Genomic DNA, 25,133 nt, shown 5'->3' on the forward strand with positions numbered 1-25,133 from the left:
GCGAACTTCGGGGCTATAGGCCCGAAGTTCGCTCCCGTACAGATCAGCCCCAGCCCAGGCGGTGCAGGGTCGCCTCGTCGATGCCGAAGTGGTGCGCGATCTCGTGCACGACGGTGACCGCGACCTCCTCGCGCAGTTCGTCCTCGTCGTCGCACACGTCGGCGAGCGCGGCCCGGTAGAGCGTGATGCGGTCGGGCAGGACGCCGCCGTAGTCGCTGTAGCGCTCGGTCAGCGCGACGCCCTCGTAGACCCCGAGGAGCTCCGGCTCCTCGCCGTGGCGCTCCTCGACCAGCACGACGACGTTGTCCATCGCGCGCGTCAGCGGCTCCGGCAGGTCGTCGAGCGCGTCGGCGACGAGCTCCTCGAACCGCTCGGGGGAGACGTCCACCGAGGCGGTGTCAGTACCCGCCGCCGCCCTGGTCGCCGCCGCCCAGCCCGGGGACGGGCAGGTTCGGCAGGACCCCGGGCTGCTGGCCGGTCTGGCCGGTCTGCCCCTGCTGGCCGGTGCCCGCCTGGCCGGCGGTGCCGCCGGTCGCGGCGCCCCCGTCGGCGGCACCACCGGTCGACGACGCCGGGGCCCCCGGGCGCAGGTTCGGCACCGTGGTGGGCGCGTCCCCGCCGATGCGCACGCCGTCGGCGGCCTTGCCCGTCAGCGGCGCGAAGCCGGAGTTGTCGCTGAGCAGCGAGCCGAGGTTGCAGCTCACCCGGCGGGTGCCGGCGTTCCACGACTCCTCGGCGACGTTCGTCCAGTAGACGGTGAGCTTCGAGTCGGTGAGTTTCTGCGCCGAGCCGACGTACTGCTCGGCGATGCGCTGGCAGGTCGGCTGCAGGTAGTTGTCCTGGTCGTCGACCGACGGGAAGCCGTCGCGGAACTGGGTGCCGAGGTCGACGGTGCCGGCCACCTCGGCGGCGTGGATCTGGTCGCACGGCGCGGGGTCGGAGACCTCCTTGCCGACGAGCGCGAGGCACGTGCCGGGGTCGTAGACCACCGCCTGGTCGGCGTCGGTGATCCGCCCGGTCCACGGGAAGAGCGCGCCGGTGCGTCCGGGGGCCTGCAGCCCGCAGCGCACGGTGCGGTCGCCGGAGTCCCAGGCGGCCTGCGTCGGCTTGAGCGCGCCCGCCTTGTAGCGCCCGGCCGGGTCGAGCTTGCCCTGCAGGTAGGTCGTCGCCTGCGGGGTGCACTGGGCGGTGACCAGCTGCTGCCACGCCGCGTCGGCCGGGAACGGCGTGCCCGGCGGCTGCGACGCGGTGACCGCGCCGACGCTCTCGAAGAGGTGCTGGCGGCCGCAGTCGACCTCGCGGACGTCGCCGGCGTCGTCGCGGCTCCAGGTCAGGCACCGGCCCGGCTCGCTGGTGAGCGCGGGGCGGGCGTCGTCGCCGGAGGAGGCGGACCCGCCGCCGGCCGGGGCGCCGGCCTGCTGGCCGGAGAGCCCGAGCACGTCGGGGCCCGAGCCCGTGGCGGCGAGCGCCGTCGCCGCGACGAGCATGACGAGGGCGCCGGCCAGCACACCGATCACGCCGCGGCGGGCGGCGCGGCGGCGCGGGTCGCGGGCGTCGTCGTGCCCGAGGACACGGTCGAGCCAACGGTCCACACGGCTGGATCCGGCGGCGGCGAAAGCGGTGTCGTCGTCACCGTCGGGGCGGCCCTCGCCGGACGGCCCGGACTGACGTTCCCGGAGCAGCATGGCCCTGACATCATGCCGACCCCGGGATTCCCCGGGCCGGGTGACCCCGGGTCGGGCAGGATCGGCGGTGACCGGCAGGCGCCGGACGGTGTCGTGACGAGCCGGTGACGGTGGGTGGAGGGGACCATGACGGGACGAGACGACGAGCGGTCCGACGCCGAGCGGAGCGGGGACCCCTCGGAGCGTCGCACCGAGAAGGTCGATCTCCCCGGCGCCGACGCCCAGCGGCCGACGGAGAAGGTCGACACGTCCGCGGTGTCCGGCCGGCACCGCTCCGCCGAGGCGAGCGACGCGACCGAGACGACCGAGGTGACCGGCGCGAGCGGCGACGACACCGCCACGCCCCCGTCCGGCGTGCCCGCGGCGGGTGCCGGTTCCGGCAGCGGCGCGCTCGCCGCCGTCGGCGCGGACGCCGGGTCGGGCTCGGGCGGCGAGGGCGAGCGCGCCCGCGGCCGGGTGCGCTACCAGGACCCGTCGACGACGACGCCCCGCGAGCCCACGGTCGCCGAGCAGCGCGCCCGCCGCGAGGCCCAGCGCCGCGAACGGGCGCAGCGCGACGCGGCCGCGGCCGCCGAGGAGCGCAAGAAGAAGATCCGCAAGCGGGTGCTCGTCGGCGGCGGTGTCGCGGTCGGCGTGGTCGCGCTCGTCGCCGTCGTCTACGCGGCCAGCTCGCCCGACGAGGTCGACGCCCAGTGCGTCGACCCCCAGGGCGTCGTCGTGCCCGACGAGAACTGCGGCGGCACGCAGCAGGGCGGCTACTACAACAGCAGCGGCGTCTTCGTCCCGATCTTCATCGGGGGCTTCGGCAACCAGTACCACTACAACTACGGGACCCGCTCTCCCGTGGGGACGGTCGCCTCGGGCGGGTCGACCTCGCCGCCCGCCAGCGGGACCAGCGTGCGCAGCGGCACCTCGGGCAGCTCGCTGGGGTCGACCTCGAGCAGCGGCACGGTCAGCCGTGGCGGCCTGGGCGTGGGCGGCAGCTCGAGCGGTTCCAGCGGCTCGAGCAGCGGGTCGGGCTCGAGCAGCGGCTCGTCGGGCGGCAGCTCCTCGGGCAGCTAGCCGAAGACCGAGGCGCGGGAACGGCACGACAGCGCGACGGAGGAGCGCTGGGGGGTCGTCTCCTCGTCGCCGGCGAAGACCGAGGCGCGGGAACGGCACGACAGCGCGACGGAGGAGCGCTGGGGGGTCGTCTCCTCGTCGCCGGCGAAGACGGAGCCCCGGTACGGCAGGATCACGTCCCGTGCAGCGCGCGACCGGCAGGCCCCGCCCCGACTGGCAGCAGAAGATCGAGGAGCAGGGGCTGGTGTTCGGCACCCCGGCCATGGGGATGAACGGGGCCCGGCCGTACTGGGACGAGTCGGTGCACTACGTCTTCGACATGGCCGAGGTCCTCTCGCTCGAGGCCGACGTCGAGCTGCTGCACTCGATGTGCCTCGAGGCCGTCGACCACGTGGTCACCACCGAGCGGTTCCGCGACTTCGCGCTGCCGGAGTGGTGCTGGGAGGCCGTGGCCGCGTCGTGGCGCCGGGGCGACCCGCACGTCTACGGGCGCTTCGACCTGCGCTATGACGGGTCGGGGCCGGCGAAGCTCATGGAGTACAACGCCGACACCCCGACCACGCTGCTCGAGGCGTCGATCTGCCAGTGGTACTGGCTCAAGGACGTCCACCCCGACGACGACCAGTGGAACTCCCTGCACGAGAAGCTGGTGGAGCGCTGGGGTGAGGTCGCGGCCAAGCTGCCCCGCAACGAGGTGCACTTCTGCTGGTCGCAGGCCGACCCGACCGGCGAGGACCACGTGACCGTCGCCTACCTCCAGGAGTGCGCGGCCGAAGCGGGTCTCGACACCGTCGGCCTGGCCATCGAGCAGCTCGGGTGGGACTCCGCGCTCGACCGCTTCGTCGACCTCGAGGAGGCCCCGGTCTCCGTCGTCGACAAGCTCTACCCCTGGGAGTGGGTGCTGGGCGACGACTTCGGCAAGCACGTCGCCCGCAGCATGCCCGAGACGGCGTGGATCGAGCCGCTGTGGAAGACGCTGCTGTCGAACAAGGCGCTGCTCGCCGTGCTGTGGGAGATGTACCCGGGCCACCCGAACCTGCTCCCGGCGTCGCTCGGCGACCCCGGGATGCTCACCGAGTACGTGCGCAAGCCGCTGCTCGGGCGCGAGGGCGCGAACATGAAGGTCGTCGCCCCGGGCTACGAGACGGAGACCGGCGGGGTCTACGGCGACGAGGGCTACGTCTACCAGCTCTTCGACCCGCTGCCCGAGTTCGACGGCTACCGTCCCGCGCTCGGCGCGTGGATCGTCGGCGACACCTCGGCGGGCCTGGGCATCCGCGAGACCACCGGGCTGATCACCGACAACGGCGCCGCGTTCGTCCCGCACCGCATCCCGGACTAGGTGCCCTCGGCCTGTGAGCAGCCGAGCGCACCACCCCCCGTCCCGGACGCGCAGCCCGGACGACCTACCGTGGCCGCCCGTTGTCCGCTCTCGCCGTCGCTCCCGGCACCGCGTCCGACGTGTCTCCCGGCGAGGCGCGGGCCCCGCGTCGCTCGGGCGGGGTGGCGATGCTCGTCTGGGCGCTCGTCACGCTCGCGCTCGGGATCGCCGCGCCGCTCGCGCCGGTGACGGCCAAGGACACGACCGTGACCTGGCCCGATCCGGCCGCCGCCCCGGGCACGGCGCACTCCACCACCCTCGCGCTGAGCCCGCCGCGCCCGCTCTCGTTCGCGGCGACGGTGCCCTGCGACGCGCTGCGCGCCGGGGGTGACGTCCTGCGGACGCTGCCCGCCGAGGGCGGCGGCGACGGCGGGCTGACGGTGTCCGCGGGCGCCGGGGCGACGCGCGTCGACGTCTCCGGGCGGACCGTGCTCACCGCCCCGACACCGCCCGGCGGCTGCCGCCTCGACCTGGCCGTCGACTCCGGCGGGCTGCGGGCCTCGCTCGACGGGCGGCCGCTGCCCCTGCGCTGCGGGGCGTGCGCCGACGTCCCGCCCCCGCAGGTCAGCCGCCTGAGCACGAGCGCCGACACGACGCCCGGCGCTCCGGCGCCGTCGGTGACGCTGCACACCGATGACCGGTACGCCTCCGGCCCCGGCCCGCTGAAGACGGTCCTGCTGGTGGGACACCTGCTCGCGCTCGGCGGGCTGCTGGTGACGGTGCACCGGCACACGAGCCGACGACGGACCCGGCGGCGGCGCGGGCACGGGTGGCAGCGCCTGCGGCGGCACCTCTCCGGGGCGGACGCGCTGGTCGTCGCCGTGTCGCTGGGCTGGCTGGTGAACGCGCCGGTCGACTTCGACGACAGCTGGTACCCGCTGATGGCGCGGGACGCCGGCGAGGCGGGGTACATCGGCAACGCCGTCTACATGTTCAACGTGACGGAGAACCCCTTCGTCGCGTCGCAGTACGCGACCCAGCTGTGGGGGGCGATCGGCGGCTGGGGCCTCGTGTGGCAGCGCTGCCTGCCCCTGCTCTACGGGCTCGTGGCGTGGGTGCTGCTGCGCGCCTTCTTCGTGCTCGTCACCCGGCGCACCGACGTCCGCGCCGCGCGCGTGCCGTGGGCGCTGCTGCTGGCGCACCTGGTGTGGTGGCTGCCGTTCGGGCTCACGCTGCGCCCCGAGCCCCTGATCGTGCTGCTCTCGGTCGTGGTGCTGCTGCTCGTCGAGCTGGCCCGCGACCGCGACACGCCGATCCTCCACGTCGGCGCGGTGATGGCCGCCGCGCTGGCCGTCGCGTGCTCGCCGACGGGACTGGTGGCCGCGGCGCCGCTGCTGGTGGAGATCCCGCGCGCCTGGCCGCGGATCGTCGCGGCGACCCGCCTGGAGCAGGTGGCGGGAGTCGCCGTGGTGCTCGCCGCGGCGAGTGTGGCCGTGCCGGTGGCGTTCGCCGACGCGTCGCTCGGCGACGTCCTCGAGGCCTCGGCGGTGCACGCCTGGTACTACGACACGGTCCCCTGGTACGACGAGCTCGAGCACTACGAGACCCTGCTCGGGCGGGGGAAGACGCCCTGGGCGCAGCGGGCGCCGGTGCTGATCACACTGGCCACCACCGCGCTGGTCGCCGCGGGCAGCGCCCGCCGCGGCCCCGACGACGACACCCTGCGCCGGGTCCTGCTCCACTCCGCCGCGACCACGGCCGTCGCCTTCCTGCTCGTGGCCGCGAGCCCGACCAAGTGGGTGCTGCACTTCCCGGCGGTCGCGGCGGCGGGCACCGTGGTGCTGGCGGTGGCGCTCCTGCGGGGCCCGATGCCGCGCCAGGAGCGCGCGCTCGCCACCACCGGGGGCGTCGCGGTGATCGTCGTCGCCGCGGCGGTGAGCTTCGCCGGATGGAACGTCTGGCACCCGTTCAGCGACCGCGGCCAGCCCTTCGGCAACCACGCCGACAACGACCCGACGCCCCTGAGCGAGACCCTCCTCGCGCCGCACCTCGGCCCGGTCTTCCTGCGCAACCCGCTGGTCTGGGTGGCCGTCGCGCTCGCGGCGGCGGCGTGGGCGCACTGGTCGCGGGGGCGCTGGCCCGGACGCCGCCTGCCCCGCCCCCAGCCCGAGCGGGCCGTGCTCACGGCGGTCTGCCTGGCGGTCGTCGGCGGCATGATCGGCGTGATGCTGCTGGCGCCGGTGCGCCAGTACCCCGGGTGGACGGTGGCCCTGGGCAACGCCAAGGACATCGCCCAGGGCGCGTGCGGGCTCGAGAGCAACGTGACGGCGCTGCGCCCGACACCGGTCCCGTTCGGCCCGCCCGGCGCCCCGGCCCGCACCACCGGCGACTACACCGACGACACCCGGGCCGTCGCGCCGCGGCCGGTGCCGGGTCTCGGGCGGATCTGGCACGACGACGGCCCCGGCTCGGCCGGGCGCGGCGGGCTCGTCACCGGCTGGTACCCGATCCCGCCGGGGGCCGGGGCCACCGACGTGCTCGTACCCCTGCTGGAGTCGGGCGATCCCGACGAGACGGTGTCGGTGGAGTTCGGCCGCGGGAGCGGCGTCCTGGGCCGCAAGGATCTCGACGACCTGCCCAACGTCGACGGACGCACCTGGCAGGAACGCCCCGTCTCCCTCCTCGACGCGCCGGCCGGCACCGACGCCGTCCGCGTCGTCGTGACGGCCGGCCCGACCGTCGGCGAGGACCGGCTCGCCGTCGCCGAGCCCCGCCTGGTCCGCCCCGAGCCCCTGGCCGGCCTCCTCGGCGGGGCGCCGGTCCTGGCCGACCAGAGCTCGTCGAGCCTGTGGCCCTGCGTCACGCAGGTCGCGGTGCACGACGGCATCGCGCCGGCGCCGGCGTTCCGCCTGACCGCGGACGAGGACCTCACCGGCGCGACCATCCAGGCCCAGGACTGGACCGCCCGCGGCGGCGTCTGGCGCCACGACGACCTCAACGCCACCTACGTCAGCCTCGCGACGGCGGTGCGTCCGGGCGGCGTGCCCGCGAAGCCCTGGGGCCGGGTGCAGATGATGGTCCGCGACCTGCCCGCCGACCGGTACGCGGTGACGACGACCGAGCACTCCCGCTCCGGCTGGTGGCGCGGCCCGACGCTGGCCCGGGAGGACTACGCGGAGGTGGAGTACCAGGGCGCGGTCGGTTGATCGCGGTGGCTAGTCTGGCGCCCCGTTCGTCCGGATGGAGGGCCTGACAGGTGCTCGCTCCCGATTTCTGGCCCACCGTGGGCGTCAACGTCGGTTTGATCGCGGTGTACGCCGTGATCGGGGCGGTGCTGATGTACATCGGCTGGTTCGCCATCGACCTCACGACGCCCGGCGACCTGCGCGGGCTGGTGCGCGAGGGCCGGCCCAACGCCGTGGTGGTGTCGGCGGCGGGGCTGGTGTCGATGGCGCTGATCGTCGTCACCGCCATCTACATCTCCGGCGGCGGCTTCCTCGCCGGCATCCTCAACACCTCGATCTACGGCCTGGTCGGGATCCTCGCCCAGGTGCTCGCGGTGCGGGGGCTCGAGGCGGTCGCCCGGCTCGACGTCGACGGGTGCCTGCACGACGACCGCTTCACCGCCGACTCGGCGGTGATCGGGGCGATGCACGTGGCGCTCGGCCTCGTCGTCGCGGTCGCCATCATCTGAGCGGGGGGTCCCGCGCGGACACGCGGCCACCCCGACCCCGTCACGGGTCCACCACGACCTACTCTGCTCGGCAGTGCACACCCGACCGTCACCACCGTCCGTGACCGCCGGCCGCCTGCGGGGCGCGCGGTGACGACGCTGGTGCGCGCCGACCGGTCGACCTCCCCCCAGGGGGACGGGGACGACGCCGTCCCCGGCCCGTCCGGGCGCGCCGTGCTCGTGTGGGCGCTCATCACGCTGGTGCTCGGGATCGCCGTCCCGCTGGCGCCGGTGACCGCCCAGGACACCACCGTGACCTGGCCGGACCCGGCCGCTGCCGGCGGCACGGTCTCGACGCAGCTCGCGCTCAACCCGCCCCGGCCGCTCGGGTTCGACGCGACGGTGCCCTGCGCCGCCCTGCGCGGCGGGGGCGACGTGCTGCGCACCCTGCCAGGCTCGGCCACCGGCGGCGGGCTCGTGCTGGCCTCGAGCGGGACCTTCGCGACCCTCACGGTCTCCGGCGCGACCGTCGCGGGCGGCCCGGTGCCCGCCGGCGACTGCCGGCTGCGGATCGTCGCCGACGAGGCCGGCCTGCGGGTCACCCAGGACGGCGCCCCGCTGGCGCTGAGCTGCGGGGCGTGCACCGACGTGCTGCCCCCGCTGATCGCCCAGCTCTCCACCAGCACCGACCGCACGCCCGCGGCCGCCGGCCTCGCGGTCTCGGTGCGCACCGACGACCGCTACGCCTCGGGCCCGGGCGCGCTGAAGACGACGCTGATCGTCCTGCACCTCGCCGCGCTCGCCGTGCTCCTCGTCCTGGTGTACCGGCAGGGGCAGTGGCGCCGGGCGCGGGGCTGGCTCGGCCCGCGGGCCTGGCGCGGCCGCGTACGGCGTCACCTGACGTGGGCGGACGGCGCGGTGGTCGCGCTCTCCGGGAGCTGGGTGCTGCTGGCGCCGATGAACTTCGACGACAGCTGGTACCCGCTGATGGCGCGGGACGCCGGCGAGGCCGGCTACATCGGCAACGCCGTCTATATGTTCAACGTCACCGAGAACCCCTTCGTGCTCTCGCAGTACGCGATGCAGGCCTGGGGCGCGATCGGTGGCTTCGGGCTGGTCTGGCAGCGCTGCCTGCCCCTGCTCTACGGCCTCGCGACGTGGGCGCTGCTGCGCGCGTTCTTCGTCCTGATCTCGCGACGCACCGCGGTGCGCCGGGCCTGGGTGCCGTGGGCGCTGCTGACCGCGCACCTGCTGTGGTGGCTGCCGTTCGGGCTCACGCTGCGGCCCGAGCCGCTGATCGTGCTGCTCTCGATGGTGGTGTTCCTGCTCGTCGAGCTGGCCCGCGACCGGGGCACGCCGATCCTCTACGTCGGCGCGGTGATGGCGGCGGCGCTCGCGATCGCCTGCTCGCCGACCGGCGTCGTGGCCGTGGCCCCGCTGCTGGTGGAGATCCCGCGGGCGTGGCCGCACATGGTCGCCACGCCACGGCGCGACCAGATCGCCCTGCTGCTGGTGCTCGCGGCGGCCGCCTCCGTCGCGATCCCCGTGGGCTTCGCCGACGCCTCCCTCGGCGACGTGCTCGAGGCCTCGGCGGTGCACGCCTACTACTACGACACCGTCCCCTGGTACGACGAGCTGGTCCACTACCAGACCCTCCTCGGGCCGGGTCGGACGCCGTGGGGGCAGCGGGCGCCGATCCTCATCACCCTCGGGGTGATGCTGCTGGTCGCGGCCGGCAGCGGGCGCGCCGGGCCGGAGGACGACGCCCTGCGCCGCGTGCTGCTCTACGCCGCCGCCACCACGGCGCTCGCGTTCGTCCTCGTCGCGGTGAGCCCCACCAAGTGGGTGCTGCACTTCCCGGCCATCGCCGCCTCGGGCACCGTGCTCATCGCGCTCGCGCTGCTGCGCGGCCCGATGCCCCGCCACGACCGTGCCCTCGCGACCGTCGGCGGCGTCGCGGTGCTGGTCATCGCGACGTCGGTGACCTACGCGGGCTGGAACCTGTGGCGGCCCTACACCGACCGCGGCCAGTTCTTCGGCAACCACGCCGACCCCTACCCGACGCCGCTGAGCCAGAACCTGCTCGCCCCGCACTTCGGCCCGATCTTCCTGCGCAACCCGCTGGTGTGGATCGGGGTCGCGCTGCTCGCCTCGCTGTGGGCGCACTGGTCGCTGCAGCGCTGGCCGCAGCGCTGGCTGCCCCGCCCGGCCCCCGACACCGCCGTGCTGGCCGTGGCCTGCGTCAGCGTGCTCGTCGGGCTGGTCGCGGTGATGGTGCTCGCGCCGCTGCGCCAGTACCCGGGGTGGACCGTGGCGCTGGGCAACACCAAGGACGTCGTGCGCCAGGGCTGCGGGCTCGAGGACAACGTCACCGCGCTGCTGCCGACCGGCGCCCCGCTCGGCGCGCCCGTGGGCCCCGCGCGCACGACCGGCGACTTCGTCGACAGCAGCGTCGCCCCGACACCCGAGCCGGTCCCCGGCCTCGGCCAGGTGTGGCACGACGCCACCGACGACTCCAGCGGGCGCGGCACGGTGACCACCGGCTGGTACCCCGTGCCACAGGGCACCGGCGCCACCGACGTCGTCGTCCCGATGCTCGAGACCGGCCCGCCCGACGAGCGGGTGTCGGTCGAGTTCGGCGACGGCGACCCGGCGAACCCCCGCGTCCTCGGGCGCACCGGCATCGACTACCTCCCGCACGCCGACGAGCGCACCTGGCAGCAGCGGCCCGTGTCGCTGGTCGACGCCCCCGGCGACCCGACGTTCGTGCGGATCCAGGTCGACAGCACCGGCGCCCGCGGATCGGACCGGCTCGCCGTCGCCCAGCCCTTCCTGGCCCGCCCGCAGCCGATCGGCCCGGTGCTCGCCGGCCAGCCGGTGCTGGTCGACCAGATGTCGGCGGTGCTGTGGCCCTGCGTCGACCAGGTCGCCTCGCACGACGGCATCGCCCCGCCGTCGACGGTGCGCATCCACGCCGACGAGGACCTGACCTCGTCGTACTACGGGCTCCAGGACAGCGACTACCGCGCCGGGGTCTGGCGCCTCGACACCGTCGGCGCCACCTACGTCCGGCTCGCGACGTCCGTCGCCCCCGGCTCCCAGACCGCCAAGCCCTGGGGGCGCGTCGACCTCGTCGTCCGCGACCTGCCCACAGGCCACTACGGGATCACCACGGTGGAGCGCTCGAAGCCGGGGTGGGAGCGCGGTCCGACGCTGGCGCGGCAGGACTACATCGGGGTGGAACCGCAGGGAGCCGTGGGCTGAGCCTGGATCCCCGAGCGCACGAGGGCCGCGGCGAGCCGGGCGACGTCGTCGCCGGACACCTGCTCGGCGAGCTTCCCGGCGTCGCGGGGCAGCCCCAGCACCTCGGCGCCGTCGAGGGCCCGGACGTCGAGGTGCGGCCGGAACTCGGGCCACACGGCCTGCACCTCGCGCGTGAAGATGTCGGCGCCCACCGGGCCGAGGCGCGGCACCTCGGTGAGCAGCTCGGCGAGGCGCGCCGCGTCCCCGTCGGCCTCGGAGCGCATCCGCCGCAGGTCGCCGTGCCAGCGGTCCGCGACGAGAGCGGCGCCGTCCTGCAGCGCGCCGGTGGTCTGCTCCTTCGCGAGGAACTTCGCCCGGGTCAGCGCGTCGAGGACCTCGTCGCGCGGCGCGTCGCGCACCTTCTGCGGCGTCCCGAGCCCGGAGTCGACGAGCTCACGGCAGGCGCGCGTGCCCAGCTTCGCCTGCACCCGGCCGGAGAGCAGGACGCTCAGCACGAGCAGGCGGTAGAGCGGGGCGGGTTCGTCCTTCAGCGCGATGCCGGCCTCGTCGGCGAAGGTCCGGCCCGCGTCGTCGAGCAGCGTGTCGATCGTCGTCATCACCGGCGGTTACCCGTCGCCCCAGGTCATAGTCTCGAGGGGTGCAGAGGCCGCGGCTGGTCGCCACCGACGTCGACGGGACGCTGCTGGGCGCCCACGAGGAGGTCTCGCCGCGCACCCGGGCGGTCGTCGCGCGGATGGTCGACGCCGGGGTGCCGCTGGTCCTGGCCACCGGACGGCCACCCCGCTGGATCCCGCGGGTCTGCGACGCGCTGGGCCTGGCGCCGCTGACCGTCGCCGCGAACGGCGCGGTCCTCTACGACGCCGCCGCCGACCGGGTGCTCGCGGCGGAGACGCTGGACCTCGCGGCGCTCGCCGAGGTCGTCGACGGGCTGCGCGCCGCGATCCCCGGCTGCGGCCTCGCCGTGGAGCGCGTCGGGGACGGCGCGTTCGACCGCCGCGAGGAGCAGTTCGTGTCCGAGGCCGCCTACGTGCACGCCTGGCCGCACCCCGATCACCGCCGCGTGGCGCCGGGCGACCTGCTCGCCGAGCCCGTCACCAAGGTGCTGGTCCGCCACCCGACCCGCGCCAGCGAGGACATGGCCCGCGCGGCCCGCCCGGCGGTCGGTCACCTCGTCGACGTCACGTACTCGGCGGGCGGCGGGCTGCTCGAGTGCGCCCGGCGCGGGGTCACCAAGGCGACGGGACTGACGCGCGCCGCCGCGCACCACGGCGTCGGCGCCGACGAGGTCGTCGCCTTCGGTGACATGCCCAACGACCTGGCCATGCTCCGGTGGGCCGGGCACGGCGTCGCCGTCGCGAACGCCCACCCCGATGTGCTCTGCGTCGCGGACGAGGTCGCCGCGAGCAACCTCGACGACGGTGTGGCGTCCGTCCTCGAGAGGTGGTTCTGACCCCCGCGCGGCGGGGATCTCCACGGATCCCGCGGCGACCGCCGCACGGCGTGGCGCGCTGGACCACTGCAGGGCCGTTGTCAAGGCCCGCGTAACATCCGACGCCGGACAGGACGTCCTCGCGAGCTGGAGGGACCACCACGTGCTCGATCGTGCCGAGGGCCCCGGCGACACCGCCGGGCCCGCCCGGGGCGAGGTCGCCGTCCTGCGGGCCGTCCAGCACGGCATCGGTTCCCCGACCGTCGTCGGCGCCGCCCGCGCGATGTCGTTCTTCGGTGAGCACGCCGCCGGGTGGATCGCCCTCGGCGCCTTCGGCGCCGCGCTCGACGCGCCGCGCCGCCGCCAGTGGGCCACCGCCGTGGGCGGCGTCGTCGCCGCGCACGGGGCCTCGATCGTCGTCAAGCGCGTGGTGCGCCGCCGCCGGCCCCACGACCCCGGGGTCGCCGTCCACGTCGGCACGCCCAGCCGCCTGAGCTTCCCCTCGTCGCACGCCTCGTCCACCACCGCCGCCGCCGTGCTCTACGGCGGCCTGGTCGGCGGTGCCGCCCTGACCGGCGGTGCGGCGCTCCTCGTGCCCGGCATGGCGCTCTCGCGCCTGGTCCTGGGCGTCCACTACCCGACCGACGTGCTGGCGGGCTCGGTGCTCGGGACGGCGTGCGCCCTCGGCGCGCGCCGTGCCGTGCGCCGGGGCTCGATCGGCCGCTGGAGGACCGCATGACCAGCGTGAACTCGCCCAGCTCCGCCCAGGAGCACGAGGACGCCGACCGCCCCTCGACGGCCGTCGAGAAGCCGGAGCCCACGGTGACGGACGAGACCGACGCCGCCGCGACGGCCTCGCGACGGCCCCGCCCGCTCGCCGTGCCGCTGGGCCTGCTGCAGGCCATGCGCCCGCGCCAGTGGGTGAAGAACGTCCTGGTGCTCGCGGCACCGTTCGCGGCGGGCAAGCTGCTCGACCTCCAGGTGCTGCCGTACGTGGGGCTCGCCTTCGTCGCGTTCTCCCTCGCCGCCTCCGGTGTCTACCTGATCAACGACACCAAGGACGTCGAGGCCGACCGGGCGCACCCGAAGAAGCGCTACCGGCCGATCGCGGCCGGCGTCGTGCCGCCGACGCTTGCGGTGATCACGGGCATCGTGCTGTTCGCCGCCGCGCTCGGGGTGAGCCTGCTCGCCGACCCCGACCTGCTGATCGTCACCGCGATCTACATCGCCGTGCAGCTGGCGTACTGCCTGTGGCTCAAGCACGAGCCGGTGATCGACATCTGCATCGTCTCGTCGGGCTTCCTCATGCGGGCGATCGCCGGCGGTGCCGCCGCCGGGCTCTACCTCTCGCCGTGGTTCCTGCTGACGATGGCGTTCGGCTCGCTGTTCATGGCCTCGGGCAAGCGGTACGCCGAGATGCGCCTGTCCGAGCGCACCGGTGCGAAGATCCGCAAGTCGCTCGAGCGCTACTCGGCGTCGTACCTGCGCTTCGTGTGGTCGCTCTCGGCCACCGTCGTGATCATGGCCTACGGGCTGTGGGCGTTCGGGATCGGCGTGACGCGGATGCCCGGCGGCGCGCCCACCCCGCCTTCGACCTGGGCGATCGTCTCGATCGTGCCGTTCGTCATCGCGGTGCTGCGCTACGCGGTCGACGTCGACGGCGGCAACGGCGGCGAGCCCGAGGAGATCGTCCTCGGCGACCGGGTGCTCCAGGTGCTCGGCGTGGTCTGGGTCGTGCTCATGGGCCTCGCGGTCTACACGGCGACGGTTCCGGCCTGACCCGCTCGGCCGCCTCGCGCGAACACCCCGGCATGACCGCTCCGGCCCCGGGACGCGCCCGGTCGCTGCGCTCCCTCCTCGCGGGGCTCGTGCGCTACGGGCTGGTCGGGCTGGCCAACGCCGCCACCTACTACGGCACCTACCTGCTCGCCCTCCCGCACGCGAGCTACCTCGTCGCGCACGCCGTCGGGCTCGGCGTCGCGATGGTGGTGTCGTTCCTGCTGAACTGCCGGTTCACGTTCCACGTGCGACCCACCTGGACGCGGCTCCTGCTCTACCCGGCCTCGCAGGTGGTCAACATCCTCGCCACGACGGTCGGGGTCGTCGGGCTCGTGCACCTCGGGGTGGACGAGCGCCTCGCCCCGCTCGTGGCCGCCGCGCTCGCGCTGCCCGTGAGCTTCCTGGCCGCCCGCTTCCTCATCACGCGGGCGCTCGCATCGCCGACCGACGTCGGCGACCCTCCGCGTGCCACGACCGGCCCCGTCCCGCTGATGGACGCCGTGACCCGGCCGCTGCCGCTGCCCGGCCCCCGCTGACCTACCGGCGTTCGACGGTCAGCGTGGTCCACGCACCGACGTGGATCCGGTCGCCCGACCGCAGCGGCACCGGGGTGTCGGGGGTCAGCGGGTCCTCGGCGTAGTTGAGCGTCGTCCCGTTGGTCGACCCCGCGTCGATGACAACCCAGCGGTCACGGGGCAGGGCCAGCAGCACGGCGTGCAGGTGGGAGACGCCCGGGTCGCGCGGCGGTCCGCTGAGGTCGATCTCGGGCACGTCGGTGCCCGTCGGGTCGCCGGTCCGCCCGACCCGGACCTCCTCGCCGCACAGCGTGACCTCGCGCGGAGCGAGAGCGCTCGGGAAGTCGTCGGGCGTGACCGCCGCCTGCTCGTCCGCGACCTGCCGGGCCCGCACCTGGTCGTGGTAGTCGCGGTCGGCCGCGATCGTCACGACCCAGGAGCCGCGCGGACCGGTGGTGCTCGTGGCGGTGCTCTCGTCGCCGGTCGCCTCGTCGCTCACCGGTCGACCACCCCCTCCCCGTCGAGCGGGATGGGGCCGGTGCGCTCGTCGGGCCCGCGGGCGTCGACCGCGACCGAGGGCCTCCCGGCGGCGTCGGCGGGTGGGACCACGGGGACGAGCGCGAGCGTCGCGTTGTCGTGGCCGCCGTCGTCCAGTGCGGCGGCGAGCAGGGCGGTCGCCGCCGCGAGCACGACGTGCGCACCCTCGGCCGGCGGGTCGTCGTCGGCCGCGGTGATGTCCGCGGCGAGGTCGACGCCGGTGCCGACGGCGACCCCCGGCGTGCCGTTCCCGGCCAGCGCGGGCGCCGCGAGACGGGCGAGGACCTCGGGATCGGGCAGGTGGTTCCACAGCCCGTCGCTGCACAGCAGCAGCAGGCCGGGCACGCCGAGACGCACCCGGCGGGCGTGGGCGGGACCGCCGGGGGCGTCCCGGCCCAGCCAGCGCGTCAGGACGTGGGCCCGGCGGTCCCGGGCTGCCTCCTCCCGCGACATGATCCCGGCGGCGGCGATCTCCTCGGCCCAGGAGTCGTCGGTGCTCAGCAGCCGCGACGAGCCGTCGCCGGCGAGCCAGTAGGCGCGGCTGTCGCCGACCCAGGAGACCACCGCGTCGCCGCCGCGCACGACGGCCGCGACGTACGTGCACGCCGGGCTGTCCCCGCCGCCGCGGCCCAGGTCGGCCGCCGCCGTGGCGGCCGCCGCTGAGGCCGCCGTGGCCAGCGCGTCGAGCTCGCCGCCGACGCCGGTGCCGGCGCGGCCCTGACCGGCCCGCTCCTCGTCCGGCGCGGCACCGCCCTCGGCCGGCACCACCGGGATCGGGCCGGTGTCGTGGGTGGACGACACCACCGGGAACCCGGTCGGCGGCGTCGCCGGGGCGGCGGCCGTCTCCAGCGCCGCGCCCACGGCCGCGCCGACCGCGGCGAGCGAGGCCTCGTCGCCGCGCCGCGCGGACGCGACCCCGTCGCACACGACCGCGACCCACGTCTCGACCCGGTGCTCGCCGCTGCCCTCGACCCGCCGCCCGAGCTCCATCGCGTCCTCGTTGCGTCGCCGGCGCAGCCCGCGGTCGGTGACGGCCGCCGCGTCGCCGAGGGTCAGCTCGACGTGGTCGCGCAGCGCGGGCCGGTGTGTGCCGCAGGCCGTGCAGGCGCCGTCCGGCGCCGGGGGCGCCTCGTCACCGCAGTGCGGGCAGGGCGGCGCGACGCCCTCGGCGAGGTCGGCGCGCAGGTCGGTGCGCTCGACGACGGGGGCGCCGCCGGCGTCGCCGCTGTTCGTGGCCCCGGCCCCCGGCGTCGGGGAGGTCCCGGCCATCTCCGTCACGGGATCGTCGCTCCTCGGGCGTCACGGGCACTGTCCCCACGGTCCGCGCCGTCCGCGCGGCGGGCACGGCGGGCGCCGGGGGTGGCGCGGGGGTCCCGGGGGAGCCGGGTGGGGTCATCCTCCGGGTCGGGGGCGCGGTGGCCGGCGACCCCCACGCCCGTGTCCCCCGGACGGGCCGCCGGTCGGACCGGGTAGCGGGCCCGTACCCGCCGGGCGTCGGCGGCGAACGCCTCGACGCCGTGGTGTCGCCGAGCGGGGTCGGGGTCGGTCGCGCGGACGAGGAGCGCGAGCAGGTCCGGGTCGTCGCGCAGCACCGGGACGCCGGCCGGATCCGGCAGGCGCATGGCGTGGTTGCGCTGGTGGTCGAAGTCGGCGAGCAGCACCGCGAGCGTCCGCCCGAGCGCGTAGACCTCGGAGGCCACGGAGGGACCCGTGCCGCCGGGGCGGATCTCCGGGGCCACGAAGCCGGTGGTGGCCCAGACGTCGCTGTGCAGGTCCCCGGTGCGGCGCACGCTGCCGAGGTCGATCAGCGTGATGCCGTCCGGGCCCGTCAGCAGGTTGCTGGGGTTGAGGTCGGCGTGCAGCAGGCCGTGGGCGTGCAGGGCCGCGAGCGGGCCGACCGCGCCGAGCACGGCGTCGAGGGCCTCGCCCGGCGCGCACGGCCGGCGGGCCTCCAGCGACTCGCCGGTGACGTGGTCGAGCACCAGCAGCCGGACACGCCCGCCGCGGCCCTCGGCGGCCACCACGTCACGGGCCCGCACCAGCCCCGGCACGTCGAGCGCGAGCAGCACCTCGGTCTCGCGCACCGCCAGCTCGCCGGCCGCCGGACCCTCGGAACCGTCGAGGCGGCCGAGCACCATCAGCGCGTCGTCGCCGCGGCGCGTCGCGGTGTAGGACCACCCGCGGGCCCCACGCGTCATCGGCGCGCGGACGCGGTAGCGCCCCGCCCGCCCCGTGAGCTCTGTGCCGGCGGGGAGATCGGGGCGGACGTCGTAGGGCGCGCCGCACCACGGGCACGTGCCGCGCTCGGGACCGGGACGACCGGAGCGGCCCCGACCCACGGGCCCGTCGCAGCGCGCGCAGAAGCGCGCCTGCTCGGGGACCGGGGGAGCGGCGGTCCCCGGGTCGTTGCTGTCCACGTCGTCTCCCGTGTCCGGCGGCGTCCACGTTCCCGACATCGTGTCATCGCCGGGTGCGGCGGTGCGCCCGGCCGTCACACCGGGACCCGCGCGGTGTGGATCACCAGAGATCCGATCGGACGGCCCCGGACGCCCGGATCGTCGCGGCGGCGGACCGATCGGCGGGGAGGGCTCCCCCGTCCGGGTGGTAGATCGCACTCCGCTCGGCGCAGCCGCTTCTCACCGGGTGTTTTCAGGGTGCTGGTCAGGGAGGGTGCGCGGGCCGTTCGTGGCGTCGCCTGCCATGCTGGTCGGCGCACCGAAGCCGATCGGGGGGTTGGGTGCCGCGTCCTCCGGGGCCCGGCGCGCGGCCGTCCGAGCGAGAGTCCGGAGGTCGTGCCGTGAGCGCAGCCGACGACGCCGACCGTCCCGTCGGGTCCGACGAGCAGTCCGTGGACCGGTCTGCCCAGCACCGTCGCCCCGACAGCGACGACGTCCCCGGCGGCAGCAGCATGCCCGGTCCGGGGGCCACGACGCCCGCCGCCACGCCGGGCGGCGCGTCATCGATCGGGAGCACCGTGAGCAGCGGGGGAGCGTCCTCGACCTCCTCGACGCCGTCCGGGAGCACCTCGACCGCCACCGCGACGGCCCCGTCGTCGGCCCCGTCGTCGACCCCGTCGTCGACCCCGTCGTCGACCTCGACATCGACCCCGTCGTCGGGCGCGTCCGCCTCCGCCGGCGGGTCGTCCGGGGACGCGTCCTCGGTGGCCGATGCTGCCGCCGAGGCCGAGCGGGCGCTCGCGCAGGCGGCCCGCGAGGCCGAGCAGGCCGTCCGCGACGCCCACAGCGACGGCGCGGAGGCCGTCCAGAAGGGCTTCGACGACGCGCAGCGCGCCACCGAGCGTGCCTACGAGGAGGCCGCGGCCAAGCACGACCGCATGAGCTGATGCGCGGTCCCCGGGCGCGGACCGAACCGCCGCGCCGACACCGACGCGCGGCACGTTCGCACGAGACAGGTGAGAGATGGCGGTCCAGCTCCGCATCACCGCCGACGGCGTGGTGGTGCGCTTCACCGGTAGCGACCGGGTCTGGGCCTGCTGTCGCGGGGTGTACCTCCCGCTGAGCCGCGTGCTGCTCGCCCGTCCGCTGGCGCGCCGCGATGCCGTCTCGGCGAGCCCGCGCGTCCACCTGCCCGGGGTCAGCGTGCCGCGGGTGCTGCGGGCCGGGTCGTTCGGCGTCGGCGAGCGCCGACAGCTCTGGATGGTCCGCCGCGCGGACCAGCTGCTCGCGATCTACCTGCGCGGCGACCCGTACCACCGGGTGGTCGTCGAGGTCCCCGATCCCGCGGAGACCAGCAGGACGATCAACGACGCGCTGCCGCCGCGCCGGCTCCCCGCTTAGAGCGAGTCCGCCACCAGGGGGGCCAGCAGCAGGTCGGGGTTGTTCTGGGCGACGGCCTGCAGGCGCCACTTGTGCGGGAAGAGCGCGAGCAGCTCGCCGTCGATCCGGCGGGTGAGCACCTCGATGCCCACCGCGCCCTTGAGCGTCTCCACGCCGGCGGCGTCGGTGCGGCGCGCGATCTGGTAGTCGAGGCGGTCGAGCTTCACCGGCGCGCCGAACTCGTCGGCGAGGCGCGCGGACACGACCTCGAACTGCAGGGGCCCGACGGCGGCCAGCACCGGCGCCTGGTCGCCGCGCAGGTCCGACGACAGCACCTGGATGACGCCCTCGGAGTCGAGCTGCTCGATGCCCTTGCGGAACTGCTTGGTCTTCGACATGTCGGCCACCCGGCACACCGCGAAGTGCTCCGGGGCGAAGCTCGGGATCGTCGGGAAGGTCACCGGCTCGTCGGCCCACAGCGTGTCGCCGGGGCGCAGGGCGGTGGCGTTGACCAGGCCGACGATGTCGCCGGGGAACGCCTCGTCGATCGTCGACCGGTCGCGCCCGAACATCGCTTGCGCGTACTTCGTGGCGAACGGGCGGCCGGTCGCGTCGTGGGTGAGCACCATGCCGCGCTCGAAGCGCCCGGAGCACACCCGCACGAACGCAACGCGGTCGCGGTGCGACTTGTCCATCGACGCCTGGACCTTGAACACCAGGCCGGAGAACGGCGCCTCGACCGGCCGCGGCTCCCCCTTCCGGTCCGGGCGCGGGCCCGGCGGCGGGGCCAGCTCCACGAGGGCGTCGAGCAGGCGCGCCACGCCGATGTTCGAGAGCGCCGAGCCGAACATCACCGGCGTGGCGGTGCCCGCCTGGAACGCGGCGTCGTCGAACCCGGCGCCGATCTCGTCGAGCAGCGCGAGCTCCTCGGTGGCGCGCTCCCAGTCCGCGCCCTCCTCGGCGGCGGCGCGGTCGGCGTCGAGCCGCTCCGAGGTGGCCCTCGAGGCGCCGTGGGCGGCCCGGGTGAAGCGGTGCATCGAGCCGTCGGCGCGCTCGATCAGACCGCGCAGGTCGCCGGCGATGCCGACCGGCCAGGTGATGGGCATCGGGCGCAGGCCGATCGTCTGCTCGACCTCGTCGAGCAGCTCCAGCGGCTCGCGGCCCGGCCGGTCCCACTTGTTGACGAACGTCAGCACCGGCACGCCGCGGTCGCGGCAGACGTCGAAGAGCTTGAGGGTCTGCGGCTCGAGGCCCTTGGCCGCGTCGAGCAGCATCACCGCGGCGTCGACGGCGGCGAGCACCCGGTAGGTGTCCTCCGAGAAGTCGCCGTGCCCGGGGGTGTCGAGGAGGTTGACGACCTGGTCGCGGTAGGCGAACTGGAGCACCGCGGACGTCACCGAGATGCCGCGCTCGCGCTCCATGTCCATCCAGTCGGACGTGACCCCGCGGCGCCCGCCCTTGCCGTGCACGGCCCCCGCCGCCGAGATCACCTCGGCGTGCAGGGCGAGGGCCTCGGTGAGCGTGGACTTGCCGGCGTCGGGGTGGCTGATCACGGCGAACGTGCGTCGGCGCCGCGCCTGGGTCCCGGGATCGTCGGCCTCGTTGGCGGCCTCGGTCGACGGCGCGGACACCGCGGTCATGCGTTCTCCTCCCTCGCGGGGCACCCACCCGCCCCGTGATCCGAGGTTACGGCCCGGTGGCGCGAGGCCACGGCGGCGCCCGCCTCCCGTCGAGCGCCCGTCCGAGGGGAGCGAGGGTCACCCTCGCTGCGCGGGAGGCAGCCGGGGCGTCCCTCGCTCCGGGGCGGGCGTCACGCCGCGGCCGCCCGCGGGGGGAGCGAGGGTCACCCTCGCTGCGCGGGAGGCAGCCGGGGCGTCCCTCGCTCCGGGGCGGGCGTCACCCCGCGGGGGGAGCGAGGGTCACCCTCGCTGCGCGGGACGCAGCCGGGGCGTCCCTCGCTCCGGGGCGGGCGTAACGCCGCGGCCGCGGGCGACGACACACGGGTGGCCCGCGGGGCTGGCGGACCCCCGACCCGTCGGCCCCGCGGCCTTCACCGCCTTGCCGGTGCGGTCCTCAGTTGGCCCCGGCGCCGTCGAGCGGCTTGTCGGGCTCGACGCGCGGGATGTTGCCGCCGCCCCCACCGCCGCCCCCGCCCGAGTCGGGCTCCACCCAGATCGTCACGGCCTCGCCTGCGGGCACCCGCGTGCCGGCCTCGGGCTGCTGCGCGGTCACCGTGCCCTCGACGGTCGCCGGGGTGTCCGGGTCGGGATCGACGGCCACCACCCTCGCGGCCATGGCGACCTCGTGCGCCTGCGCCGCCGGGAGCCCGACCAGCGCGGGCACGAGCACCAGCTCGGGTGTCCTCATGGCGGGGACGGTAGCCAGCTCACGCCGGCCGGTGCCACCACAGCCGCACGCGGGTGCCCGCGGGCCCGGTGCGCAGGTCGTGGCCGTCGGCGAGCCGCGCGAGCAGCACCAGGCCGCGCCCGCGGTGCCCGGGATCGGTCGGGGCGGGACGCCAGTCGCCGTGGTCGGCGACCTCGATCTCGAGCCACGGAGGGCCCGGTTCGCGCGCCGGCTCCGGGCCCGGGCGACCGGCCGCGACGCGGGCGGTCACCCGGACGGGCCCGGCCCCGTGCGGGTAGGCGTGGTCGACGACGTTGGTCAGCGCCTCGTACAGCGCGGTGGCGACGTCGGCGAGCTGGTCGGCGAGGGCGGGGTCGTCGCGTTCCTCCGCGGCGTCCGGGTCCCCCGCCGCCGCGCGCACGTGGGTCATGAGCTCGGTGCGCAGCGCGCGCAGGTCCTCGGGGCGGACGACATCCCGGGTCACCTCGTGCACGATGCGACGGGGACGCGGCGCGGTCCCCGCCCGCTCGAGTCCCGAGCCCGCACCCGTGTCCATGGCCCCGGGGTCGTCGCCCCGACGCCGGGCCAACCCCGCACCACCCGCGTGGACCGTGTGATCTGGGTTCACGGAGCGTGCCGGTGGAGCCCTGCGCGACTGCGACGAGCGGACGGGCATGATGGGCCGCCCGGCGCAGCCGGGGGCGAGCGCAGACGGCAGGAGAGCTCATGGCGGAGCGGGACGACCGACGGGTGCGACCCGGGAGGGCGCGCTCCGCTCGGGCCGGGCGCCGGGCCCGTCACGTGCTCGTCCTGGGCACGGCGCTGCTCGCGTTCACCGCGTGCACGCAGCCCCCGGAGCCGACCGTGCCGCCGATCCCGATGAGCTCGGAGACGCCCGCGGCGCCCTCGGTCGCCCCGTCCGGGCCCGGGGGCGGGCCGGCGTTCCGGCCCTGCCAGGCCGGGCTGGAGTGCGCGTCGGTGACCGTGCCGGTCGACTACGCGAACCCCGCCGGCCCGACCATCCCGATCTCGATCGCCCGCCGCCCGGCCACGAACCAGGCCGCGAAGGCCGGCGTGCTGCTCGTGAACCCCGGGGGACCGGGCGGGTCGGGCATCGAGCTCGTGCAGGCGGGTGTGCTGCCCCGCGAGGTCACCGACCGCTTCGACGTCATCGGGTTCGACCCGCGCGGCGTCGGCCAGAGCGCGGGGCTCGACTGCCCGCTCGGGCCCGACACCCCCTACCTCGGCGACCCGGACCCCGGCGACCCGGCCGACGAGGCCGCGACCAACACCGCGGTCGACAACTACGACGCGGCGTGCGGGCAGCGCTACCGCGACCTCCTGCCGCACCTCGGCACCCGCAACGTCGCCCGCGACATGGACCGCATCCGCGAATCGCTGGGCCAGGACCGCATCAGCTACCTGGGCTTCTCCTACGGCACGTCGATCGGCCAGACCTACGCGCAGCTCTTCCCGACCCGGCTGCGCACGATCGTGCTCGACGGGGTCGTCGACGTGACCAAGCCCGGCCTCGACTCGGCGCAGGCGGAGAGCTTCGAGAACTCGCTGCGGCAGTTCGACACCGCCTGCCGCCTCGACCCGACCTGCCCCGTGCGCACCGACCCGATCGGCACCCTCGACCGCGTGCGCGCCCGCGTGACCGCCGCGCCGATGCCCGTGGCGGGCACGACCCCGCTCTCGGCGGGCCTGCTCGAGATCGGCGTGGTCTACCCGCTCTACAGCAAGTCGAGCTGGCCGCAGCTGGCCCAGGCGATCGCCGCCGCCGACCGGGGCGACGGCGGCCCGATGCGCCGCCTCGCCGACGCCTACTTCCGGGGCAGCAACTCCGACACCTACAACGCCGTGACGTGCCTGGACAACGCGTGGCCCACCGACGACAACCAGGTGGTCGCGTCCGCCCGCGCCACCGAGGCGCGGGCGCCGCACTTCTCGGGCAACGTGCTCGTCAGCGGCCTGACCTGCTCGGACTGGCCGGCCCCGCAGCAGCCGCTCACGCCGCTCGAGAACTACGCGGGCCCGCCGATGCTGATCCTGGGCACCACCAACGACCCGGCGACGCCGTACCAGAACAGCGTCGCGCTGGCGGGACGCCTGCCGGGCTCGGCGCTGCTGACCTACCGGGGCGACGGCCACACCGTCTACACCAACGGCGTGCCGTGCGTGGACGACGCCGTGAACCGCTACCTCGTCGACGGCACCCTGCCGCCCCCGAACACCACCTGTTAGCGCGCGGGTGGTCAGCGACGGCGCTTCGCAGACGCTCAGCGTCCGTATCGGGACGTCGATCACGGAGCGCTCGACGACCGGGATGACGTAGGGTCACGCGCGGTGCGCCGGGAAGTCTGGTCGGCAGTCGTTGACGCCTGCCCTCCGGAGGAACCGTGACCCGGTCGACGCCCCGCCTCTTCGCCCGCCGCTCGTGGCCGGAGACCGCGCGGATCGCCGACATCCTGCGCCGCGAGACGGTCGGCGGGGTCCTGCTCGTCGGCGCCGCCGCCCTCGCCCTGCTGTGGGCCAACTCGCCGTGGCGCGAGGCCTACACCGCGCTGGCGAACCTCACCGTCGGGCCGGCGTCCCTGCACCTCGACCTCACGCTCGCGACGTGGGCCGCCGACGGCCTGCTCGCGATCTTCTTCTTCGTGGCGGGGCTCGAGCTCAAGCGCGAGTTCGTGGCCGGCGACCTGCGATCCCCGTCGCGTGCCCTGCTGCCCGTCGCGGCCGCGGTCGGCGGCATGATCGCGCCCGCGCTGATCTACACCGCGATCAACGCCGGCGGTGACGGCCTCGCGGGGTGGGCGATCCCGACCGCCACCGACATCGCGTTCGCGCTCTCGGTGCTCGCGCTGATCGGGTCGTGCCTGCCCGACGCGCTGCGGACCTTCCTGCTCACCCTGGCGGTGGTCGACGACCTCCTCGCGATCACGATCATCGCGGTCTTCTACACCGAGGAGCTCGCCTTCGTCCCGCTGCTGCTCGCGCTGCTGCCGCTCGGGGCGTTCACGGTGCTCGTCCAGCGCCGCGTGCGCTCGTGGTGGCTGCTGCTGCCGCTGGCCGCGCTGACCTGGGGGCTCGTGCACGCATCCGGCGTGCACGCCACCGTCGCGGGCGTGCTCCTGGGCTTCGCGGTGCCCGTGATCCGGCGCAAGGAGGGTCCGGGGCCGGGCCTCGCCGAGCACTTCGAGCACCGCTGGCGGCCGCTCTCCGCCGGGTTCGCCGTGCCGGTCTTCGCGTTCTTCGCCTCCGGCGTGACGGTCGTCGGCGGCGGGCTGGGCGCCGCCTTCGGCGACGCGGTCACCTGGGGCATCGTCGCCGGGCTCGTGGCGGGGAAGACCGTCGGCATCCTCGGCGCCACGTGGGTCGTCCAGCGGGTGACGCGGGCGCGGCTGTCCGAGGACCTGGCCTGGAGCGACGTGCTCGGCCTGGCGCTGCTGTCCGGGATCGGCTTCACGGTGTCCCTGCTCATCGGCGAGCTCGCCTTCGGCACCGGCAGCGCCGCCGACGATCACGTCAAGATCGGGGTCCTGACGGCCTCCCTGCTCGCCGCCCTGCTCGCGACGGTCGTGCTGCGCTACCGCAACCGCGTGCACCGCGGGATCCAGGAACGCGAGCGGATCGACCGCGACGCCGACGGCGTGCCCGACGTGTACGAGCGGGAGGGCCGCGACCCCGCCCCGTGACGTTCCGTGGCGTCGGTCGGAGTCGACTGACCCGTCGGCACGCGCGAC

Annotated in this window: 23 protein-coding genes; 13 read left to right on the top strand and 10 right to left on the bottom strand. The window is 75.8% G+C overall.

The features are described 5' to 3' along the window. Positions 1 to 43: 43 nt before the first annotated feature. Positions 44 to 388, bottom strand: a complete 345-nt coding sequence (locus tag QSK03_RS13515; RefSeq protein WP_285652714.1) for a metallopeptidase family protein — start codon at positions 386 to 388, stop codon at positions 44 to 46. 10 nt (positions 389 to 398) lie between these two features. Further along, the gene (locus QSK03_RS13520) at positions 399 to 1,685 is read right to left on the bottom strand and encodes a septum formation family protein (protein ID WP_285652716.1); all 1,287 of its coding nucleotides are present in this window, start codon (positions 1,683 to 1,685) and stop codon (positions 399 to 401) included. 126 nt (positions 1,686 to 1,811) lie between these two features. On the opposite strand from QSK03_RS13520, the gene QSK03_RS13525 reads away from it, so the two are divergent. Continuing rightward, on the top strand, positions 1,812 to 2,747 hold the full coding sequence (locus QSK03_RS13525) for a hypothetical protein (protein ID WP_285652717.1): 936 nt from the start codon (positions 1,812 to 1,814) through the stop codon (positions 2,745 to 2,747). Here the strand turns inward: QSK03_RS13525 and QSK03_RS13530 are convergent. Beyond that, positions 2,744 to 2,923, bottom strand: coding sequence for a hypothetical protein (locus tag QSK03_RS13530; RefSeq protein WP_285652720.1), 180 nt, complete (start codon positions 2,921 to 2,923; stop codon positions 2,744 to 2,746). The genes QSK03_RS13525 and QSK03_RS13530 overlap by 4 nt on opposite strands. A gap of 5 nt (positions 2,924 to 2,928) precedes the next feature. Here QSK03_RS13530 and QSK03_RS13535 point away from each other — a divergent pair, with 5 nt between their 5' ends. The 4 genes from QSK03_RS13535 (at position 2,929) to QSK03_RS13550 (ending at position 11,005) form a co-directional block, all read left to right on the top strand. After that, positions 2,929 to 4,089, top strand: a complete 1,161-nt coding sequence (locus QSK03_RS13535; RefSeq protein ID WP_285652722.1) for a glutathionylspermidine synthase family protein — start codon at positions 2,929 to 2,931, stop codon at positions 4,087 to 4,089. A gap of 80 nt (positions 4,090 to 4,169) precedes the next feature. Further along, positions 4,170 to 7,274: an arabinosyltransferase domain-containing protein gene (locus QSK03_RS13540; RefSeq protein WP_285652725.1), complete on the top strand. Its 3,105-nt coding sequence runs from the start codon at positions 4,170 to 4,172 to the stop codon at positions 7,272 to 7,274. 50 nt (positions 7,275 to 7,324) lie between these two features. Further along, the gene (locus QSK03_RS13545; RefSeq protein ID WP_285652728.1) at positions 7,325 to 7,762 is read left to right on the top strand and encodes a DUF350 domain-containing protein; all 438 of its coding nucleotides are present in this window, start codon (positions 7,325 to 7,327) and stop codon (positions 7,760 to 7,762) included. 129 nt (positions 7,763 to 7,891) lie between these two features. Continuing rightward, positions 7,892 to 11,005, top strand: coding sequence for an arabinosyltransferase domain-containing protein (locus tag QSK03_RS13550; protein WP_285652730.1), 3,114 nt, complete (start codon positions 7,892 to 7,894; stop codon positions 11,003 to 11,005). Here QSK03_RS13550 and QSK03_RS13555 read toward each other — a convergent pair. Next, on the bottom strand, positions 10,969 to 11,601 hold the full coding sequence (locus tag QSK03_RS13555; RefSeq protein ID WP_285652733.1) for an endonuclease: 633 nt from the start codon (positions 11,599 to 11,601) through the stop codon (positions 10,969 to 10,971). The genes QSK03_RS13550 and QSK03_RS13555 overlap by 37 nt on opposite strands. 41 nt (positions 11,602 to 11,642) lie before the next feature. Here QSK03_RS13555 and QSK03_RS13560 point away from each other — a divergent pair, with 41 nt between their 5' ends. The 4 genes from QSK03_RS13560 (at position 11,643) to QSK03_RS13575 (ending at position 14,749) form a co-directional block, all read left to right on the top strand. Further along, positions 11,643 to 12,455, top strand: a complete 813-nt coding sequence (locus QSK03_RS13560; protein ID WP_285652736.1) for an HAD family hydrolase — start codon at positions 11,643 to 11,645, stop codon at positions 12,453 to 12,455. Between the two features lie 142 nt (positions 12,456 to 12,597). After that, positions 12,598 to 13,173, top strand: a complete 576-nt coding sequence (locus QSK03_RS13565) for a phosphatase PAP2 family protein (RefSeq protein ID WP_285652738.1) — start codon at positions 12,598 to 12,600, stop codon at positions 13,171 to 13,173. Then, positions 13,170 to 14,213, top strand: a complete 1,044-nt coding sequence (locus QSK03_RS13570) for a decaprenyl-phosphate phosphoribosyltransferase (protein WP_285652740.1) — start codon at positions 13,170 to 13,172, stop codon at positions 14,211 to 14,213. The genes QSK03_RS13565 and QSK03_RS13570 overlap by 4 nt, the downstream gene beginning before the upstream one ends. A 32-nt stretch (positions 14,214 to 14,245) precedes the next feature. Then, entirely contained in the window at positions 14,246 to 14,749 is a 504-nt protein-coding gene (locus tag QSK03_RS13575; RefSeq protein ID WP_285652742.1) for a GtrA family protein, read from the top strand. Between the two features lies 1 nt (position 14,750). Here QSK03_RS13575 and QSK03_RS13580 read toward each other — a convergent pair whose 3' ends face one another. The 3 genes from QSK03_RS13580 to QSK03_RS13590 are packed head-to-tail and all read right to left on the bottom strand — an operon-like array spanning position 14,751 to position 17,682. Further along, complete coding sequence (locus QSK03_RS13580) at positions 14,751 to 15,227, bottom strand: FHA domain-containing protein (protein ID WP_285652745.1); 477 nt, start codon at positions 15,225 to 15,227, stop codon at positions 14,751 to 14,753. After that, positions 15,224 to 16,534 (bottom strand): PP2C family protein-serine/threonine phosphatase, encoded by a 1,311-nt coding sequence (locus tag QSK03_RS13585; protein ID WP_285653178.1) that lies wholly within the window; start codon positions 16,532 to 16,534, stop codon positions 15,224 to 15,226. The genes QSK03_RS13580 and QSK03_RS13585 overlap by 4 nt, the downstream gene beginning before the upstream one ends. 5 nt (positions 16,535 to 16,539) lie before the next feature. Continuing rightward, entirely contained in the window at positions 16,540 to 17,682 is a 1,143-nt protein-coding gene (locus tag QSK03_RS13590) for a protein kinase domain-containing protein (RefSeq protein WP_285652747.1), read from the bottom strand. Between the two features lie 380 nt (positions 17,683 to 18,062). Here QSK03_RS13590 and QSK03_RS13595 point away from each other — a divergent pair, with 380 nt between their 5' ends. Both QSK03_RS13595 and QSK03_RS13600 read left to right on the top strand, forming a co-directional pair. After that, positions 18,063 to 18,608 carry a hypothetical protein gene (locus QSK03_RS13595; protein ID WP_285652749.1) on the top strand — a complete coding sequence of 182 codons (546 nt, stop codon included), beginning with the start codon at positions 18,063 to 18,065 and terminating at the stop codon, positions 18,606 to 18,608. Between the two features lie 76 nt (positions 18,609 to 18,684). Further along, positions 18,685 to 19,062, top strand: a complete 378-nt coding sequence (locus QSK03_RS13600) for a hypothetical protein (RefSeq protein ID WP_285652752.1) — start codon at positions 18,685 to 18,687, stop codon at positions 19,060 to 19,062. On the opposite strand, the gene QSK03_RS13605 is transcribed toward QSK03_RS13600, so the two are convergent. The 3 genes from QSK03_RS13605 to QSK03_RS13615 form a co-directional block, all read right to left on the bottom strand. Continuing rightward, positions 19,059 to 20,681: a peptide chain release factor 3 gene (locus QSK03_RS13605; protein ID WP_285652754.1), complete on the bottom strand. Its 1,623-nt coding sequence runs from the start codon at positions 20,679 to 20,681 to the stop codon at positions 19,059 to 19,061. The two genes, QSK03_RS13600 and QSK03_RS13605, sit on opposite strands and share 4 nt — an antisense overlap. A 433-nt stretch (positions 20,682 to 21,114) precedes the next feature. Continuing rightward, a complete protein-coding gene (locus QSK03_RS13610) occupies positions 21,115 to 21,408 on the bottom strand; it encodes a PASTA domain-containing protein (protein WP_285652758.1) in 294 nt (97 codons plus the stop codon). A 19-nt stretch (positions 21,409 to 21,427) separates the two neighbouring features. Next, entirely contained in the window at positions 21,428 to 21,871 is a 444-nt protein-coding gene (locus QSK03_RS13615) for an ATP-binding protein (protein ID WP_285652761.1), read from the bottom strand. Positions 21,872 to 22,113: 242 nt separating this feature from the next. Here QSK03_RS13615 and QSK03_RS13620 point away from each other — a divergent pair, with 242 nt between their 5' ends. Both QSK03_RS13620 and nhaA read left to right on the top strand, forming a co-directional pair. Continuing rightward, on the top strand, positions 22,114 to 23,634 hold the full coding sequence (locus QSK03_RS13620; RefSeq protein ID WP_285652764.1) for an alpha/beta hydrolase: 1,521 nt from the start codon (positions 22,114 to 22,116) through the stop codon (positions 23,632 to 23,634). A gap of 155 nt (positions 23,635 to 23,789) precedes the next feature. Next, positions 23,790 to 25,085 (top strand): Na+/H+ antiporter NhaA, encoded by a 1,296-nt coding sequence (gene nhaA / locus QSK03_RS13625; protein WP_285652766.1) that lies wholly within the window; start codon positions 23,790 to 23,792, stop codon positions 25,083 to 25,085. Positions 25,086 to 25,133 lie beyond the last annotated feature (48 nt).

The organism is Actinomycetospora sp. NBRC 106375 (genome assembly GCF_030269665.1).
Taxonomy (GTDB): Bacteria; Actinomycetota; Actinomycetes; order Mycobacteriales; family Pseudonocardiaceae; genus Actinomycetospora.

Coding starts and splice junctions, on each gene's coding strand:
- QSK03_RS13570 (WP_285652740.1), top strand. CDS start 13,170: ATGACCAGCGTGAACTCGCCCAGCTCCGCCCAGGAGCACGAGGACGCC.
- QSK03_RS13605 (WP_285652754.1), bottom strand. CDS start 20,681: ATGACCGCGGTGTCCGCGCCGTCGACCGAGGCCGCCAACGAGGCCGAC.
- QSK03_RS13600 (WP_285652752.1), top strand. CDS start 18,685: ATGGCGGTCCAGCTCCGCATCACCGCCGACGGCGTGGTGGTGCGCTTC.
- QSK03_RS13585 (WP_285653178.1), bottom strand. CDS start 16,534: ATGGCCGGGACCTCCCCGACGCCGGGGGCCGGGGCCACGAACAGCGGC.
- QSK03_RS13520 (WP_285652716.1), bottom strand. CDS start 1,685: ATGCTGCTCCGGGAACGTCAGTCCGGGCCGTCCGGCGAGGGCCGCCCC.
- QSK03_RS13575 (WP_285652742.1), top strand. CDS start 14,246: ATGACCGCTCCGGCCCCGGGACGCGCCCGGTCGCTGCGCTCCCTCCTC.
- QSK03_RS13555 (WP_285652733.1), bottom strand. CDS start 11,601: ATGACGACGATCGACACGCTGCTCGACGACGCGGGCCGGACCTTCGCC.
- QSK03_RS13620 (WP_285652764.1), top strand. CDS start 22,114: ATGGCGGAGCGGGACGACCGACGGGTGCGACCCGGGAGGGCGCGCTCC.
- QSK03_RS13610 (WP_285652758.1), bottom strand. CDS start 21,408: ATGAGGACACCCGAGCTGGTGCTCGTGCCCGCGCTGGTCGGGCTCCCG.
- QSK03_RS13525 (WP_285652717.1), top strand. CDS start 1,812: ATGACGGGACGAGACGACGAGCGGTCCGACGCCGAGCGGAGCGGGGAC.